The 17,093-nt window shown below is 67.5% G+C and carries 12 protein-coding genes; 8 read left to right on the top strand and 4 right to left on the bottom strand.

The features are described 5' to 3' along the window. Position 1 precedes the first annotated feature (1 nt). Positions 2-691: an extensin-like domain-containing protein gene (locus DNK34_RS08480; protein ID WP_131175491.1), complete on the top strand. Its 690-nt coding sequence runs from the start codon at positions 2-4 to the stop codon at positions 689-691. Between the two features lie 80 nt (positions 692-771). Here DNK34_RS08480 and DNK34_RS08475 read toward each other — a convergent pair whose 3' ends face one another. Next, on the bottom strand, positions 772-1,182 hold the full coding sequence (locus DNK34_RS08475; protein WP_131175492.1) for a hypothetical protein: 411 nt from the start codon (positions 1,180-1,182) through the stop codon (positions 772-774). Between the two features lie 98 nt (positions 1,183-1,280). Here DNK34_RS08475 and DNK34_RS08470 point away from each other — a divergent pair, with 98 nt between their 5' ends. After that, positions 1,281-2,057, top strand: coding sequence for a class I SAM-dependent methyltransferase (locus DNK34_RS08470; RefSeq protein WP_131175493.1), 777 nt, complete (start codon positions 1,281-1,283; stop codon positions 2,055-2,057). Positions 2,058-2,378: 321 nt separating this feature from the next. Here the strand turns inward: DNK34_RS08470 and DNK34_RS08465 are convergent, their stop codons facing one another. Continuing rightward, positions 2,379-3,014 carry a TetR/AcrR family transcriptional regulator gene (locus DNK34_RS08465; protein WP_131177509.1) on the bottom strand — a complete coding sequence of 212 codons (636 nt, stop codon included), beginning with the start codon at positions 3,012-3,014 and terminating at the stop codon, positions 2,379-2,381. A 92-nt stretch (positions 3,015-3,106) separates the two neighbouring features. Here DNK34_RS08465 and DNK34_RS08460 point away from each other — a divergent pair, with 92 nt between their 5' ends. The 6 genes from DNK34_RS08460 to DNK34_RS08435 all read left to right on the top strand — a co-directional run bounded on the left by DNK34_RS08460 (position 3,107) and on the right by DNK34_RS08435 (position 14,754). Further along, on the top strand, positions 3,107-4,210 hold the full coding sequence (locus DNK34_RS08460; protein WP_131177508.1) for an efflux RND transporter periplasmic adaptor subunit: 1,104 nt from the start codon (positions 3,107-3,109) through the stop codon (positions 4,208-4,210). A gap of 6 nt (positions 4,211-4,216) precedes the next feature. After that, the gene (locus DNK34_RS08455; RefSeq protein WP_131177507.1) at positions 4,217-7,285 is read left to right on the top strand and encodes an efflux RND transporter permease subunit; all 3,069 of its coding nucleotides are present in this window, start codon (positions 4,217-4,219) and stop codon (positions 7,283-7,285) included. 101 nt (positions 7,286-7,386) lie between these two features. Further along, entirely contained in the window at positions 7,387-8,529 is a 1,143-nt protein-coding gene (wecB, locus tag DNK34_RS08450; RefSeq protein ID WP_131177506.1) for a non-hydrolyzing UDP-N-acetylglucosamine 2-epimerase, read from the top strand. Beyond that, entirely contained in the window at positions 8,526-10,700 is a 2,175-nt protein-coding gene (gene nfrB / locus DNK34_RS08445; RefSeq protein WP_131177505.1) for a cyclic di-3',5'-guanylate-activated glycosyltransferase NfrB, read from the top strand. Before wecB ends, nfrB begins: the two co-directional genes overlap by 4 nt. Further along, complete coding sequence (locus tag DNK34_RS08440; RefSeq protein ID WP_131177504.1) at positions 10,697-13,828, top strand: NfrA family protein; 3,132 nt, start codon at positions 10,697-10,699, stop codon at positions 13,826-13,828. The genes nfrB and DNK34_RS08440 overlap by 4 nt, the downstream gene beginning before the upstream one ends. Then, positions 13,825-14,754, top strand: a complete 930-nt coding sequence (locus DNK34_RS08435; RefSeq protein WP_242675258.1) for a DUF4434 domain-containing protein — start codon at positions 13,825-13,827, stop codon at positions 14,752-14,754. The genes DNK34_RS08440 and DNK34_RS08435 overlap by 4 nt, the downstream gene beginning before the upstream one ends. A 16-nt stretch (positions 14,755-14,770) precedes the next feature. Here DNK34_RS08435 and DNK34_RS08430 read toward each other — a convergent pair whose 3' ends face one another. Then, the gene (locus DNK34_RS08430) at positions 14,771-15,448 is read right to left on the bottom strand and encodes a DUF4197 domain-containing protein (protein WP_131177503.1); all 678 of its coding nucleotides are present in this window, start codon (positions 15,446-15,448) and stop codon (positions 14,771-14,773) included. Positions 15,449-15,579: 131 nt separating this feature from the next. Continuing rightward, the gene (locus DNK34_RS08425; protein WP_131177502.1) at positions 15,580-16,671 is read right to left on the bottom strand and encodes a peptidoglycan-binding domain-containing protein; all 1,092 of its coding nucleotides are present in this window, start codon (positions 16,669-16,671) and stop codon (positions 15,580-15,582) included. Between the last annotated feature and the right edge of the window lie 422 nt (positions 16,672-17,093).

The following is a 17,093-nucleotide window of genomic DNA, read 5'->3' as shown; positions in this document are numbered from 1 at the left end:
CATGCGCAATTTCCTGGTCGCGCTGTTGCTGCTCGTGGTGCTCGGCGGGCCACTGGCGCTGTACCGCCAGTGGATCGATGTGCCGCCGCGCTGGAACCCCTGGGCGCCGCTGGATATCCGCGATGCGCCCAACTGGCTGACGGCCTACAAGCTCCGCCGCCTGCAGGGCGACCCCGCGTTGTGCCGGACGGTGCTGGACAGCTCGTCGTTGCGCTATGTGCCCCTGCCGGACAGCACGGCGAACGCCGACTGCCCGCTGACCAATACGGTCCGGGTGCAGGGCAGCGACGTGGGCCTGAGCAGCAGTTTCATCGCCACCTGCCCGGTGGCCGCGGCGTTCGCCCTGTTCGAGCGACATGGCCTGCAGCCGGCGGCGCAGCAGACCTTCGGGCAGCGGGTGAGCACGGTCGAGCATGTCGGCAGTTTCGCCTGTCGCAGCATCGCCGGCAGCCAGCGGCGCAGTCAGCATGCCTCGGCCAACGCCCTGGACATCGTCGGTTTCCGCCTGGCCGATGGCCGGCGCATCAGCGTCCTGCGCGACTGGCCGGGCAGCGGCGAGAAGGCGCTGTTCCTGCGCCAGGTGCAACAGGCCGCCTGCGCCAGCTTCAACACCACCCTGGGGCCGGAATACAACGCTGCGCATCGCGACCATTTCCACCTGGATATGGGCACCTTCCGCATGTGTCGCTGAGAGGGCGTTTACACATTATTGCGTTTGGCCGTGCGGCGTTGCATGACCATCGCTCGCTACTGTTGTAAACACCCTCTGAGTCAGCCCGCCAGGCGTTGCTGCAGGGTGAGACGGCCGAGCAGCAGTTCCCAGGGATCCAGCGCCGCGTCGAGCGGTTCGCGACTGGCAGGCTGTGCAGTCTCGGCGGCCGGTGACGTAGGCTGTTGCAGCTGCAGGGCCAGGGCATCGGCGGGGGCGGCGACGTCCAGGTCGTTCAGCGAACAGTTGAACTGACGCTGCAGGAGGATATCTTCGAGGGTGCGGTTTTCCTGCCAGGGCGCTGCATCGGCCGCCGCGGGCGGCGGCGCAGCGCTGGTGGCAGCGGGGGCTTCCAGGGCCAGCAGCACGCTGCGCAGGATCTGGTCGTAGAGCGCCGCGCTGGCGCTGCTGACGGCCGCGCCGGCCTTGTGCGGCGCGCCGTCGCCGGGGATGCGGGAGATGACTTCGAACATGGGGCGGCCGGCTCTGGCAAACTATTGCGTCAACAGGGTATCGGCCGATCGCGTATCGAGTTGAGCCCATTCGCACGGCATTCGATGGACAACCTGCAATGAGTGAGCAACAGCCCGCCGCGAGCATCCGCATGGAGGCCCTGGTGCCCCACCTGCAAGAAGCGGCGGCCCGCTGGGCGCAACGCCTGGAGCTGCCCATGGCCGGGGCGGCCGGATTCGCCCTGCAACTGGGCGAGGCCGGTCTGCAACTGGTGGAGCTCGGTCCCCAGGCGCCGGGGCCGATGCGGGTGGATTTCGTCGAGGGCGCGGTGGCGCACCGGCGCCTGTTCGGCGGCGGCAGCGGGCAGATGATCGCCAAGGCGGTCGGCGTGCAGCCGGGCGTGCGGCCCCATGTACTGGACGCCACGGCCGGCCTGGGGCGCGATGCCTTCGTGCTCGCCAGCCTGGGCTGCGAGGTCGATCTGATCGAGCGCCAGCCGCTGATTGGCGCCCTGCTGGAGGAGGGCCTGCAGCGCGCCGCCGGCGATGCCCAGGTGGGCGCCATCGTCGCGCGCATGCGGCTGAAACTGGGCAATGCCATCGCACTCATGGCCGACTGGCAGGGCGATGCGCCCCAGGTGATCTACCTCGACCCGATGTTTCCCCATCGCGACAAGAGCGCCCTGGTGAAAAAGGAAATGCGCCTGTTCCGCCCCTTCGTCGGCGACGATCCCGACGCCCCGGCATTGCTCGCCGCGGCCCTGGCCCTGGCCAGCCACCGGGTGGTGGTCAAGCGCCCGCGCAAGGCCCCCATCATCGAAGGGGCCAGGCCGGGCTACGCCCTGGAAGGCAAATCCAGCCGCTACGATATCTATCCGTTGAAGAAGCTGAAATAAGCGGCAAGCTTCAAGCCAGTCGGTAGGGTGGATGACGCTTTTTTCATCCACCGTCTCTCGATCCCAACGGTGGATGGGTGAAGCGTCATCCACCCTACGTGAAGGCGTCTACTATCGCCTGTTCGGAGGCGACAGTTGACACACAAGGATGGGGCGGGCCGGGCGGGTGAGACCCATCGGCAGATTGATGGGTTTCACCCATCCTACGGACTTCAAGCTTCAAGCTTCAAGCTTCAAGCCAGCAGCCAGCAGCCAGCAGCAAAGCATAGGCGTTACGCCTGGAGCGCTTTTAACTTGCCGCTTGAAGCTTATGGCTGCTGTTCAAGGGCGATAGGCGCGCAGGAACATCCGCACCACGTGCTGCGCGTGCTGCTCCTGTTCCGTTTCGCCCTGGGGCTCGCCACAGCCGATCATCAGGCGGAAGTTGGCGCAGCCCTTGAGCAGCGAGAAGAACTGATCCGCCGCGACCTTGGCCGATTCGAGGCGTAGCTGGCCGCGCTGCTCGGCCTTGCTCAGCAGGCGCTCCATCTCGCACAGCAGGCGCTGCGGACCGGCTTCGTAGAATACCCGTGACAACAATGGGTCCTGGGCGCCGAGGCTGATCATCAGGCGGTGCAGTTCGATCGATTCGGCGCTGTTGATCAGGCGATTGAAACCGTGCGCGATGTTCAGCAGCGTGCCTTCCACGGCCACGCCATCGGGCAGCTCGAACAGCAGTTCGGGCAACTGTTCTTCGCACTTGGCCTTCACCGCGGCGCAGAACAGCGTCTCCTTGTCGGTGAAGTGGCTGTATACGGTCAGCTTGGAGACACCGGCATGGGCGGCGATGGCGTCCATGCTGCTACCCGCGTAGCCATGGCGCAGGAACAGGCACTTGGCGGCTTCGAGGATGGCTTTGCGCTTGGCGGGGTCCTTGGGGCGGCCGGGGCCGCTGGTGGGTAACACGTTATCTGGCATCGGTTCGCTTTTAATACTGGACTGGTGAGTACGCTATTTCTACTATACTGGCCAGTATAAGTATTCCAACGCTTCTTGAAAGGTCATTCATCATGTTCCGCCATGCTCTGTCTTTCCCGTTGCCTGCCTGTCTTGCCCTGTTCCTCGTCGCCTGCGGCAATGGCGAAGCGCCCCAGCCGAGCATCCGTCCCGCCATGGTGGTACAGCCGCAACTGGCGGCCGAGCTGGTGGACACCTACCCTGGCGAGGTGCGCGCGCGGCTGGAGCCGGAGCTGGCGTTTCGCATCGCCGGCAAGGTGAGCAAGCGTCTGGTGGACGTCGGCCAGCGGGTGGACAAGGACGCGCCGCTGGCCGAACTCGATCCGCAGGACGTACGCCTGCAGCTGGACGCCGCGCGGGCCCAGGTGCTGGCGGCCGAGGCCAACCTGCAACTGGCGCGGGCCGAGCGTGACCGTTATCGCACGCTGCTGGGGCGGCAGATGGTCAGCCAGTCGCAGTACGACAATGCCGAAAATACCTTCCGTGCCGGCGAGGCGCGCCTGCGTCAGCTGCGCGCCGAATTCAACGTGGCCGACAATCAGGCCGGTTATGCGGTGCTGCGCGCGCCCCAGAGCGGCGTCATCGTCCAGCGCAACGTCGAGGTTGGCCAGGTGGTGGCCGCCGGGCAGCAGGTGTTCGCCCTGGCCGCCGATGGCGAGCGCGAAGTGCTGATCGATCTGCCGGAGCAGGCGATCAAGCGTTTTCGCATCGGCCAGGCGGTGGCGGTGGAGCTCTGGTCGCAGCCCGGGCAGCGCTTCGCAGGGCGCATCCGCGAGCTGTCGCCGGCGGCCGATCCGCGTTCGCGCACCTATGCCGCGCGCATCGCCTTCAGCGAGGGCGAGGTGCCCGCCGAACTGGGGCAGAGCGCGCGGGTGTTCATCGCCCACGACGGCGATGTGCCGCTGGCCGTACCGCTGTCGGCGCTGACCGCGGAGAAGGATCAGCCCTATGTCTGGGTGGTCGATCCGCAGGACTCGACGCTCAGGCGCACGCCGGTACGGATCGGCCCCTACGCTGAAAAGCAGGTGCCGGTGCTCGACGGGCTCAAGGCCAGCGACTGGGTGGTGGTGGCCGGGGTGCAGGTGCTGCTCGAGGGCCAGCAGGTACGCCCGGTGGACCGGCAGAACCGCGCGGTAGACCTGGCGGCGAAGGAGTAATCGGGCATGGGTTTCAATCTCTCCGCCTGGGCGCTGCACAACCGCCAGATCGTCCTCTACCTGATGCTGCTGCTCGGTATCGCCGGGGCGCTGTCCTATTCCAAGCTTGGCCAGAGCGAGGATCCGCCATTCACCTTCAAGGCCATGGTGATCAAGACCAACTGGCCGGGCGCCACCGCCGAGGAGGTGGCCCGGCAGGTCACCGAGCGCATCGAGAAGAAGCTGATGGAGACCGGCGAGTACGAGCGCATCGTGTCGTTCTCGCGCCCGGGCGAATCGCAGGTGACCTTCATGGCCCGCGACTCCATGCATTCCGACGAGATTCCCGAACTCTGGTACCAGTTGCGCAAGAAGGTCGGCGATATCCGGCATACCTTGCCACGCGGCATCCAGGGGCCGTTCTTCAACGACGAGTTCGGCACCACCTTCGGCAATATCTACGCCCTGACCGGCGCGGGTTTCGACTATGCCGTGCTCAAGGACTACGCTGACCGCATCCAGTTGCAGTTGCAGCGGGTCAAGGACGTGGGCAAGGTCGAGCTGATCGGGCTGCAGGACGAGAAGATCTGGATCGAACTGTCCAACACCAAGCTGGCCACCCTCGGCCTGCCTCTGGCGGCCGTGCAGCAGGCTCTGGAAGAGCAGAACGCGGTGGCCGTGGCCGGCTTCTTCGAGACCGCGAGCGATCGCGTGCAACTGCGCGTCAGCGGCAGCTTCGAGACGGTCGAGCAGATCCGCCAGTTTCCCATCCGGGTGGCCGATCGCACCTTCCGCATCGGTGACGTGGCCGAGGTCAGCCGCGGTTTCAACGACCCACCGGCGCCGCGCATGCGCTTCATGGGCGAGGACGCCATCGGCCTGGCGGTATCGATGAAGCAGGGCGGCGACATCCTGGTGCTGGGCAGGGCCCTGGAAGGCGAGTTCACCCGCTTGCAGAACAACCTGCCGGCCGGCATGCAGCTGCGCAAGGTGTCGGATCAGCCGGCGGCGGTGAAGACCGGCGTCGGCGAGTTCGTCAAGGTGCTGACCGAGGCGCTGGTCATCGTGCTGCTGGTGAGCTTCTTCTCCCTGGGCCTGCGTACCGGCCTGGTGGTGGCGCTGTCCATTCCGCTGGTGCTGGCGATGACCTTCGCCGCCATGCACTACTTCAACATCGGCCTGCACAAGATTTCCCTCGGCGCCCTGGTGCTGGCGCTGGGCCTGCTGGTGGACGACGCGATCATCGCCGTGGAGATCATGGCGATCAAGATGGAGCAGGGCTACGACCGCCTCAAGGCGGCCAGTTTCGCCTGGACCAGCACGGCCTTTCCCATGCTCACCGGCACCCTGATCACCGCGGCGGGCTTCCTGCCCATCGCCACGGCGCAGTCGGGTACCGGCGAGTACACCCGCTCGATCTTCCAGGTGGTGACCATCGCCCTGTTGATGTCCTGGGTCGCGGCCGTGGTCTTCGTGCCCTATCTGGGCGCCAAGCTGTTGCCCGACCTGGCCAGGCGCGCCGCCGCGAAGCATGGCGGCAGCGGCGACGGTCATGACCCCTACGGCACGCCGTTCTACCAGCGCGTGCGGCGTGTGGTGCAGTGGTGCGTGCGGCGGCGCAAGACGGTGATCGTGCTGACCCTGGCGCTGTTCGTCGGCGCCATCGCGCTGTTCCGCTTCGTGCCCCAGCAGTTCTTTCCGGCGTCGGGGCGGCTGGAGCTGATGGTCGATTTCAAGCTGGCCGAAGGGGCCTCGCTGAGTGCCACCGAGGCCGAAGTGCGGCGCCTGGAGCAACGCCTGGCCGGGCATGCCGGGGTGGATAACTACGTGGCCTATGTCGGCACCGGTTCGCCGCGTTTCTACCTGCCGCTGGATCAGCAACTGCCGGCGGTGAGCTTTGCCCAGATCGTGGTGCTGGCCAGGACCATCGAGGAGCGCGAGGCGCTTCGCAGCTGGTTGATCGAGGTGCTGCACGACGAGTTCCCCGGCCTGCGCACGCGCATCTCGCGGCTGGAGAACGGCCCGCCAGTGGGCTACCCGGTGCAGTTCCGCGTCTCCGGCGAACACATCGACGAGGTGCGCGCCCTGGCCCGGCAGGTCGCCGACAAGGTGCGCGCCAACCCGCACGTGGTCAACGTGCACCTAGACTGGGAAGAACCGAGCAAGGTGGTGCGCCTGAACATCGACCAGGATCGGGCGCGGGCGCTGGGGGTGAGCACGGCCGCTGTGTCGCGCTTCCTGCAGAGCTCGCTGAGCGGCTCGTCGGTCAGCGATTACCGCGAAGACAACGAACTGATCGAAATCCTCCTGCGCGGCACGCCGCTGGAGCGTCAGGCATTGCAGTCGCTGCCGAGCCTGGCGGTGCCCACCGACAGCGGCAAGAGCGTACCGCTGGCGCAGATCGCCACCCTGGAATACGGCTTCGAGGAGGGCATCATCTGGCACCGCAACCGGCTGCCGACGGTGACCGTGCGCGCCGATATCTATGGCCAGCAGCAGCCGGCGACCCTGACCCAGCAGATCCTGCCGACCCTCGCCGAGGTGCGCAGCCGGCTACCCGATGGCTACCTGCTCGAAGTGGGCGGCACGGTGGAGGATTCCTCCAAGGGCCAGGCTTCGGTGAACGCCGGCGTGCCGCTGTTCATCGTGGTGGTGTTGACCCTGCTTATGGTGCAACTGAAGAGCTTCTCGCGCTCGGCCATGGTGTTTCTCACCGCGCCGCTGGGGCTGATCGGCGTCACCCTGTTCCTGCTGATCTTCCGCCAGCCGTTCGGCTTCGTCGCCATGCTCGGCACCATCGCCCTGTCGGGGATGATCATGCGCAACTCGGTGATCCTGGTCGACCAGATCGAGCAGGATCGGGCCGCTGGCCTGGCTACCTGGGATGCGATCATCGAAGCCACGGTGCGGCGTTTCCGCCCCATCGTGCTCACCGCGCTGGCCGCCGTGCTGGCGATGATCCCGTTGTCGCGCAGCGTGTTCTTCGGACCCATGGCCGTGGCGATCATGGGCGGGCTGGTGGTGGCCACGGCGCTGACCCTGTTGTTCTTGCCCGCGCTCTACGCCGCCTGGTTCCGGGTCAGGAAAACAGCGTGAAAGCGTTTCTGTAAGCGTTTTGTATAGGTCCGGTACAGGTTTTTCTGAACACTTCGCGATTAGCAGGGTCGGTTTCATGACTAAAGTTAAGAGCGAAACTGATGCCGCATCGAGTAATGATGGTCTTCGGCACCCGGCCGGAGGCGATCAAGATGGCGCCACTGGCGCATGCCTTGCGCCAGGCGGGTGATATCGACCTGCACATCTGCGTGACCGGTCAGCACCGGGAAATGTTGCACCAGGTCCTGCACACCTTCGAGTTGCAGGTCGAGGAGGATCTGCAACTGATGACCCAGGGCCAGACCCTCAATGGCCTGACCCAGCAGTTGCTGGTCCATCTCGATCAGGTCTATGGCCGGGTCAAGCCGGACCTGGTGCTGGTGCACGGGGATACCACCAGCAGCTTCGGCGCCACGCTGGCGGCTTTTCATCGGCGTATTCCCGTCGCCCACATCGAAGCCGGATTGCGCACCGGCAATCTGCGCTCGCCCTGGCCGGAAGAGGCCAACCGGCGCCTGACCGGGGTGCTGGCCGACCTGCATTTCGCCCCCACGCCCGTGTCGCGGGACAACCTGCAGCGTGAGGGCGTGCCCCACGAGCGTGTCGAGGTCACCGGCAATACGGTGATCGATGCGCTGCTGTGGATGCATGAGCGTTTGCAGCGCAGTGGCTGGCAGCCGGAGGCCGGGTCGCCGTTGCACGGGCTGCCGGCACAGGCGCGGGTGGTGCTGATCACCGGGCATCGGCGGGAGAATTTCGGCGCCGGGTTCGCCCGTATCTGTGCGGCCCTGGCGACCCTGGCGCAGCGTTACCCGCAGGTATGCTTCGTCTATCCGGTACACCTCAATCCGCAGGTCCAGCAGGCCGTGTATGGGGTGCTGGACGGTCATGCCAACGTGCTGCTGATCGATCCGCTGGACTACCGCACCTTCGTCTGGCTGATGGATCGCGCCAGCCTGATCCTCACCGATTCCGGTGGCGTGCAGGAGGAGGCGCCCTCGCTGGGCAAGCCGGTTCTGGTGCTGCGCGACACCACCGAACGGCCGGAAGCGGTCGAGGCCGGTACCGTACACCTGGTGGGCACCGACCCGGCGCAGATCGTCGCGGCCACGGCGCGCCTGCTGGACGATGAGCAGGCCTATGCGCGCATGAGCCAGGCGCACAATCCCTATGGCGATGGCCGCGCCAGCGCGCGCATCGTCGCCGGTCTGCAGCGCTGGCTGCGGGATAAGCGCGCTACATGAGCTATCTCGCCGTCGATGTATTGAGCTATGTGTTGTATGGGGTGAAATGGCTGGCAATCGCCCTGGCCTGGTTGATGCTGATCCTCGGTCTCGATGATCTGTTCATCGATCTGGTGTACTGGACGCGCCAGGTCAAACGCCGTTTCGGCATCTATCGGCGACGCGAGCGCGCCGACGAGGATCGCCTGTTCCTGGCCGCCGAGCAGCCCCTGGCGATCATGGTGCCGGCCTGGCAGGAAGTCGGAGTGGTCGGCGAGATGGCGCGCCTGGCCGCCTCGACCCTGGATTACGAGAACTATCAGATCTTCGTCGGCACCTACCCCAACGATGCCGAGACCCAGGCCGACGTCGACGCGGTCTGCCTGCACTATCCCAACGTCCACAAGGTGATCTGCGCCCGGCCGGGGCCGACCAGCAAGGCCGACTGCCTGAACAACGTGATCGACGCCATCCTGCGTTTCGAACGGGAGGCGCGGGTGCAATTCGCCGGCTTCATCCTGCACGACGCCGAGGACGTGGTCTCGCCCATGGAGTTGCGCCTGTTCAACTACCTGTTGCCGCGCAAGGACCTGATCCAGGTGCCGGTGTATCCCTACGCGCCGACCTGGAGGGGGTTCACCGCCGGACACTATGTCGACGAGTTTTCCGAATACCACGGCAAGGACGTGGTGGTGCGCGAAGCGCTGATCGGTCAGGTGCCCAGCGCCGGGGTGGGCACCTGCTTCAGCCGGCGGGCGATCACCGTGCTGCTGGAGGAGGGCGACGGCATCGCCTTCGATGTACAGAGCCTCACCGAGGACTACGACATCGGCTTCCGGCTCAAGCAGAAGGGCATGCAATGCATCTTCGCCCGCTATCACGTGCGCGACCCGCAACTGGCCTCCCTGCGCGAGCGCAAGTGGGGGGTGGCGCCACGTTCGAGCCGGGTGATCTGCGTCCGCGAACACTTTCCGCGCACGCTCAGGTACGCGATCCGGCAAAAGTCGCGCTGGATCACCGGCATCGTCTTCCAGGGCACCGCTTCGCTGGGCTGGAGCAAGGACTGGCGAATCAACTACTTCCTCTGGCGCGACCGCCGCGGCGCGGTGGCCAATGCCCTCGGCGCCCTGGTCAACCTGCTGTTCCTGGTGTTGCTGAGCCTGTGGCTGGTGGGGTTGTATCTGCCCAATGCCTGGCATTTCCCCTCGTTGCTCGCAGACAGCCCGGTGCTGATCACTCTGTTGCTCATCAACGGCCTGCTGCTGCTCAACCGGCTGTTCCAGCGCTTCTACTTCGTGACCCAGTACTACGGGATTCGCCAGGGTCTGCTGTCGGCGCCACGGATGATGTGGAGCAACCTGGTCAACTTCCTCGCCAACCTGCGGGCCTTGCGCCAGGTGCTGCTGATAGGCGATGCCCGGCGGGTGGCCTGGGACAAGACCACCCACGAGTTCCCCGCCCTGGGCGTGCCCAGGCGCCAGCCCATCGGCCTGCGTCTGGTCGAGCTCGGCGCCTTGCGCCAGGAACAGCTGGACGAGGTGGTGGTGTCGCCACGCCTGCGCCGCCTGGGGCGCGAGTTGCTGCTGCGTGAGCTGATCGACAGCGAGCAACTGGCCCAGGTGCTGGCCGAGCAGGCCGACCTCGAGTGGGCGCCGCTGGACCCGTTCGACATCGCGCCTCGCCTGATCGAGGCCTTTCCCCAGCGACTGGCCCTGCGTTATTCGGTGCTGCCGGTGGCGCAGGAGGGCGACAGCCTGATCCTGGCCAGCGAGCGGGCGATCAGCGCGGTGTCGCTGGGCGCCATCAGCCGCCAGCTCAAGCGTCCGGTGCGCTGCCGCCTGGCGCCGCAAGGGCGGGTGACCCTGGGGCTGCGCTACTGGTATGGCGGCAGCAATCAGCCTGCGCCGATGAAGCACCTGCTCGAGGTGCTCGCCAGCCGCCATCGCGACGCCGAGTTGATGGAGCAGGTGTGTCGTCATCAGGTGCTGCTCGGCGACCTGTTGCAGGAGCGGGGCATGTTGCCGGCGAGCCTGTTCGGCCAGGCGTTGATCGACTTCGACCCGGCCAACGACTCCCTGGGCGAACACCTGATCGAACGTGGTCTGATCAGTCGCCAGACCCTCGAGCAGGCGCTGGCCGAACAACAGGAAGAGCAGCAAGCCGCCTATCGCTGGATCGGGAGGTCGGCATGAACAGAGCGCTGATCACCGCCAGCCTGCTGCTGTGCCTGAACGGCCCGACCCAGGCGCAGCAGGCCCTGAGCGGGTTCGCCGAATTCCGCAGCTTCCCGTATCTGGACCGCGCCTATCGGGCCGCCCAGCGCGAGGACTGGCAGCAGGTCGAGCAGCTCATGCGCCACCTGCTCGAGCGGGTGCCGCAGCAGCAGGAGGCGCAGCGATTGCTGGTGCAGGCGCTGGCGCAGCAGCGCCGTTATGACGAGGCCGCGCTGTTGGCCGAGTCGCTGGCCGATACGGCAGACGGCGCGCAGCTCCTGCTGGAACTGCGCCTGGCCTGGATCGAACAGGGGCACCCGGGCAGCGCCCGGGTCGAAGGCTGGATGTCCGCCAGCGAGGCCGCCGCGCGGCAGCGTCTGTGGCAGGCCCACAGCCTGGCGCTGGCCGAGCGCCAGAGCGATGGCGCGGCGCTGCAGTGGTTGCAGGGGCTGCCGGGCGACGCGCCGCAACTGCAGCGCTGGCGCGCCGTATGGGCGGAAAAGCAGCAGGACTGGTCGGCGCTCATCGCGCAACTGCAACCGCTGGCCGAGCGTAATGAACTGCATGGCCAGGATTGGCAGCGCCTGGGGCTGGCCTACGCCAGCCGCCAGGACGATGCGGCCCTGCGCCGGCTGCTGGCCAGCGCGCCATCCCGCCAGGCCGCCAACCAGCTGCGTGAGCAGGCCGGCGAGCGGGCCATCGCCGCCGGCCAGCCGCAGCGGGCCATGGCCTGGCTGGTCGAGCTGTATCACCAGCAGGCGTTGAGCCCTGCGCAGCAGCTCCGCCTGTGGGAGCTGGCCCGGCAGAACCAGGCGGTCGACTGGGTGCAGCGCCTGGCCGACGAACTGCAGCGGCCCTGCCTGGAAACCAGCGAATGGTTGTCGCGACGCGATGCCGACAAGGCCCTGCTGCAACTGCGTCGCTGCGACCCGCAGGGCGATCCGCAGCAGTGGCTGATTCTCGCTCAGCGCCTGGGCGACAGCCAGTCGCTGGCGCAACACCGCCTGGCCGAACCCTGGGACAGTCAGCGCCGCGCCGTGCTGGTCGAACGCTGGGTCGCGCAGGGGCAGAGCGAGCAGGCCATCGCCTGGCTGGGCCGGCAGCGACAGACGCCCGCGGTGCTGCGCCAGCGCGCCGAGCTGCTGCAACGCGCGGGCCGCAACCGCGAGGCGGCCCCCGTGTGGCTGAGCCTGTACCGCAGCGATGGCGACCTGCAGGCGCTGGATCAGGCCAGCTTCATCGGCTTGCAGAACGGTCAGCGCGATGAGGTGCTGGCGCTCCTCGCCGGTGCCTACGCGACCCATGGCGCACGTTTGCCGACGCGCCTGCTGCAACGCCTGGCCGGATTGTATGCCGAGCCGTCGACGCGCCTGGCGGTGGGGCCGATCGAGTCCCTGCTCGAGGACGTCGACCCGGCATCGCGTGCGCAACTGCTCGGCCGTCTGGCCGAAGCCGGCGCCTGCGAGCCGGTGTATCGCAATGCCGGCGACGCGCCCGGGGAAACCGGGCAACTGCGCGCGCTGGGCCGCTGCGCCATGCCCGGGCAACCCGGCGTGGCGGTGGTGTATTACCGGCAGGCGCTGGCCCGTGGCGATGCCGGCAGTCGCCTGCCGCTGGCCTACGCCCTGGACGCGGCGGGCGACCCGCAGGCGGCCTACGAGATCTGGCGCCGTTACCCGAGTGCCCAGCTCGACCCCGAGGCCCGCCTGGCCGCCGCCCGCAGTGCCTTGAGCGCCGGGCAGGTCCGCGAGGCGCAACAGCGTTGGCAGTCGCTCGAGCAGGAGAGTGCCGAGGTCTGGCGCCTGGGCGCGGCCATCGCGCTCGCCGACGGGCAGGCGCAGACGGCCCTGCAGTACCAGCGTCGGGCCATCGATGCGCAGCCCAGCGCCGAACACCTGTACGAGGGCTCGAACATCGCCCTGGCCGCCGGTGACGCCGCCCTGAGCCTCGCCTGGCTGCAGCAGGCGCTGCGCCAGGCGCCTGACGTGGCGCGCTACCGCAGCGATTACGCCCAGCGCCTGGCGGCCTCCCGCGACCCGGCGCAGCGGCGTGAGTCGATTGCCTGGTTGCAGCGCGTGGCGCAGGGCGACCCGCAGGACTACCGCATCGCCGAAACCCTGGCCGCGCGCTACGACGAAGTCGGCGACAGCGCCGCGGCCCGGGAACAACTGCGCCGCGCCATCGACCTGCAGCAGGTACCGATGGCGGTGGCCGAGGACGCCGAGCGCGATATGCGGCAGCGCCGCTACCGCTTGCGCCGTGGCCACGAATCCTTGTCGCGGCGCGACAGTGTCAGCCTTTCCAGCACCTGGTCGCCGGCCGGTGTCGCCGCGGCCGATGCGCAGAGCGCCGGCACCCGCGCCGGCGCGCAGAACGTGCAGATCGCCATGTGGGATCACGCCCTGGGCGAGGAGCCGAGCCGCGCCGGGCGCAGCCTGTCGGTGTATGCCCGGGCGCTGCTGGGCTCGCAGCAGCGCAGCCGCTATGGCGAGTCCCTGGGCGCCGGCCTGGGCCTGCGCTACAAGCCCTTCGGCGCGCTGAACCTCAACCTCTACGGCGAACTCTACGGCGAGAGCCGTTTGCCCGATGAGCACAGTGGCCTGGCCCTGGGGCAACTGTTCGATCCCGGGCGGCTGGGCGACAGCCTCGGGGATCACCGGCGCGAGGGACGCAGCGATGTCGACCTGCTGCTGCGGGCCAGCGCCTCGCTGCTCGATCAGGGCAAATGGCGCAACGACTGGCGCACCGACGAGCGCGACTGGGGCGAGCGTTCCCTGTACCTGGACGCGGCCTGGTGGAGCAAGAGCGGCGACAAGCAGTTGCTCGCCCGCTACCAGCAGGGCCACGTCTTCAAGCTGCCGACCGCCAGTGCGCAGACGCTGATGCCGTATGCGCTGCTGCAGGCCGGCAGTCAGAGCGGCGAGCTCGACTGGCGCGAGGACCTGCGGGCCGGTGTCGGCGTGCGCTGGCAACTGTGGTTCGACGATGACCGCTACAATGCCTTCCGTGGTCGCCTGTCGCTGCGCGTGGAATACCAGCAGTCGCTGGGCGGGACCCTGTACGACGGTGAAGGCGGCTGGCTGACCGGACTGGAGCTCAACTTTTGACCAAGCGCCTGATGCTCACCCTGTTGCTCTGTACCGCCCTGGGCGTCCAGGCGGATACGCGGCTGTTCTATCAACCGCTCAACGCCGATGCCAACCTGAGCCCGGCGCAGTGGCGCGGCATCTGGCGCGACAGCGTGGCCAACGGGGTCGAGACCCTGGTGGTGCAGTGGACGCGTTTCGGCAACGAGGATTTCGGCGGGGCCGCCGGCTGGCTGGCCACGGCCCTGCGCGAAGCCGACGGCCAGGGACTCGAGCTGATCCTCGGGCTCCACTACGACCCGGACTACTACCGCAATCTCGCCAGTCGCGATGACTTCAGCTACTACTGGCACGAGCAACTGAGCCTGGGCATGCAGCAGCAGCGCGAACTGCTGGCGAACTGGCGGCTGCCGGTCGCCGGCTGGTACCTGCCGATGGAACTGGACGACTGGAATTTCCGTGAACGCGAGCGACGTGTCGAACTGCGCCGGCAGTTGCACAGTTTCGCCCAGCAACTGAACCGGCCGCTGCACCTGAGCGCCTTCACCGGCGGCTTTCTCGCCCCGCAGGTATTCGCACAGTGGCTGGACGGGCTGGCCGGCACGGGCCTCGAGGTCTGGTGGCAGGATGGCGTCGGGACCGCGGCGCTGACGCCGCTGGTGCGCCTGGCCTATGCCACGGCGTTGCCGTGCCGCATCGGCATCATCCGCGAGTCGTTCCGTCAGGTGAGCCAGGAAGGGCAGCCCTTCCTGGCGCTGCCGTCCACTCCGGCCACCTGGCCGCCGTGCCACCCGACGGCGGTGTTCGAACTGCGTTACCGGCCCTGGGGCAAGCTGCTCTACGACAACCAGCACGGCGCGAGCGACCCGCTGGCCGGCCGCGCTTCGCCCCTGCTGATGCGGCCGTTGCCACGCTTGCCGGTGGTGAGCCCCGCCCCGTTGAGGTGAGCGCGGTGGCCGGCGCTCACAGCGCGCCGAAGACCTTCTTCGCCAGGCTGGTGGCGGCCGCCGCCGGGTTCTGGCGGATGCTGGCTTCCTGCTTGGCGATCACCTCGAACAGGCCGTCGAGCGCCTGCTCGGTGACGTAGCTCTCGATGTTCGCACTCTTCGCGTCGAGCACGCCGAAGGTGGCCGCCTGGCCGGCGAAGCTGTTGTACTGCTTGGCCAGGCCGACCTGGTCGGTGGCTTGCTTGACGATGGGCAGGAATTTGGCGCGGATCTGCTCGCGGCTGCTCTTGTCGAGGTACTGGGTGGCGGAATCCTGAGGGCCGGCGAGGATGCTCTTGGCGTCCTGCACGGTCATCTTCTTCACCGCCTCGACCAGCAGCGCCTGGGCCTGCGGCACGGCGGCCTCGGCGGCCTTGTTCATGCTGCTTTCCAGTTGCTCGACCTGGGCCCCCATGCCCATCATCTTCATGGTCTTGGCGGCTTTGCCCAGGGTGCCCGGCAGTTCGATGCGCACGTTCGGGTCGTTGCTGAAGCCGCCCGGCTTGCCCAGTTGCTGCACGGCGATCTTGGCCCCCTGGGTGAGCGCATCCTTCAGGCCGCCACTGGCGTCCTGCTGGCTGAGGTCGGCAAGCGACAGGGCGAAAACGTTGGCGGACAGCAGCAGGCCGGCGACGAGAGCAGGGATGCGGAGCATGGGTATAACCTTCTTGCGTTGGGATATACGGCGAGCTTAGCAGGCTGTTGGCGCGATATGGCCATTGCTTGCAGCGGATGGCGCAGGGCGCTGGACTGCCGGCGCGCCCGGGCGGGCGTGCCGGAGACGGCTCAGTCGAGTTCCAGAACCGTCAGGCTTTCCAGGGTCAGGGCGCCGATGGCGAGGCCGTTGGCGGCCTGGAACTCGCTCAGCGCGCCGATGGTGCGCTTGCCCAGCAGACCGTCGGCGCGGCCCGGGTCGAAGCCGCGCCTGGCCAGGCTGTGTTGCAGGCGGGTGACCAGCTCCTTGTCGATATCGCCTTCGCACACGGTCTGGCGCGACACGATGCGGGCCTTGCCTTCGAAGCGGGTGACCTGCAGTTGCTTCTTCTTTTCCGGGAGGATGACCTGATTGGCCTCCACCGGCCTGCTGATCTCGCTCATCGCCAGTTGGGTGACTTCCGGATCGAGGATCACTTCGACGGCCTGGGCCGGTTTGTCGATCACCCAGCGCTTGACGCTCTTGTACTCGGCCGGTTCGGTTTCGACCCTGACGGTTTCCGGGGACACCAGCTCCTGTACCTTGACCACTTCCTCTCTGGCCGGCACTTCGCGGGCACAGAACGCCATCACCCCGGTGCCGCGCGCGTAGCCGGTGCCCGCGGTGCGGCACGGGTCGAGCACGGTCTTGGCCTCTTCGAGTACCACGGTCTGCTGGCGTTCCCGATACACCGCCGGCACCACGACATAGCGTTTGAGTTCCGGGCGGATCATCACCTGCTCGGTCACTTCGCGGTAGGTCGGCGGCTCGATGCGATAGGTCTTGGCGCCCTCGCGGGTGACGACCTGGGTGAAGCCCTTCTGCAGTTCGGCAGGGGTGACGGTGATCTTGTTGACCGAATCCTTGACCACCACATCCAGGGTGCTCTGCACCGGGCGCGGCTTGACCTGGGCATAGACCCAGCACTGACCGGCCTGGATCTCGTGTTCTTCGGGTTCATGACGGGAATCCAGCCCGGCGATGGCGGGCGCACTGTTCAGCGCCTCGCCGCTGGGCGCGACGAAGGCGACGCCCGGCACGACGGCTTGTTCGGCGGGGGCTGCAGGCTGCGGCGCAGTGGGTGCCGGTGTCGTCGCGGCGCTGTCGGGCACGGAGGCCGACGGCTGCAGGGCGCAGCCCGAAAGCATGATCGCCAGCGATCCCAGCAGTGTGTAATAACGCACGGAAAGTCCCTGTCCTGAATACTCCCAAGCGGCGCATCTTAGGGTCTGTTGACGTTTCAGCGCAAGCCGAAGAGCGGCCCCCTGTGCGGTTATCCAGCCTATGCCTTGATGAAGGCGCTGGAGGCTGGAAAGCCCTGCGCAAAGTCCGGCTGGCCGCTCGATGCCGATCAGACAAGGTTTTTGCAGGCGCCTCGCCGCCCGTGTAGGCGCGTCGACCCCGGCGCGATACGCCCGTGGCCATCCTGCGAAAATCGCGGGATGGCCACCAATCGCCGCGGGGGCGCGGCTCCCACGGGAGCAGGGCAAGCCGCCGTTTTGCGAGCCAAAGGCTTATTAGGCTGGCCGCTGGTCTTTCGTTCAGCCGTCCAGCTTTCCGGCGTTCTTTCTAGGCTCCTTGAGCGCGCAGTGCGACCGCCCTGATA

This window comes from Phytopseudomonas dryadis, assembly GCF_004327355.1.
Classification (GTDB): Bacteria; Pseudomonadota; Gammaproteobacteria; order Pseudomonadales; family Pseudomonadaceae; genus Aquipseudomonas; species Aquipseudomonas dryadis.
This window is presented reverse-complemented; position numbering and strand designations above follow the sequence as displayed.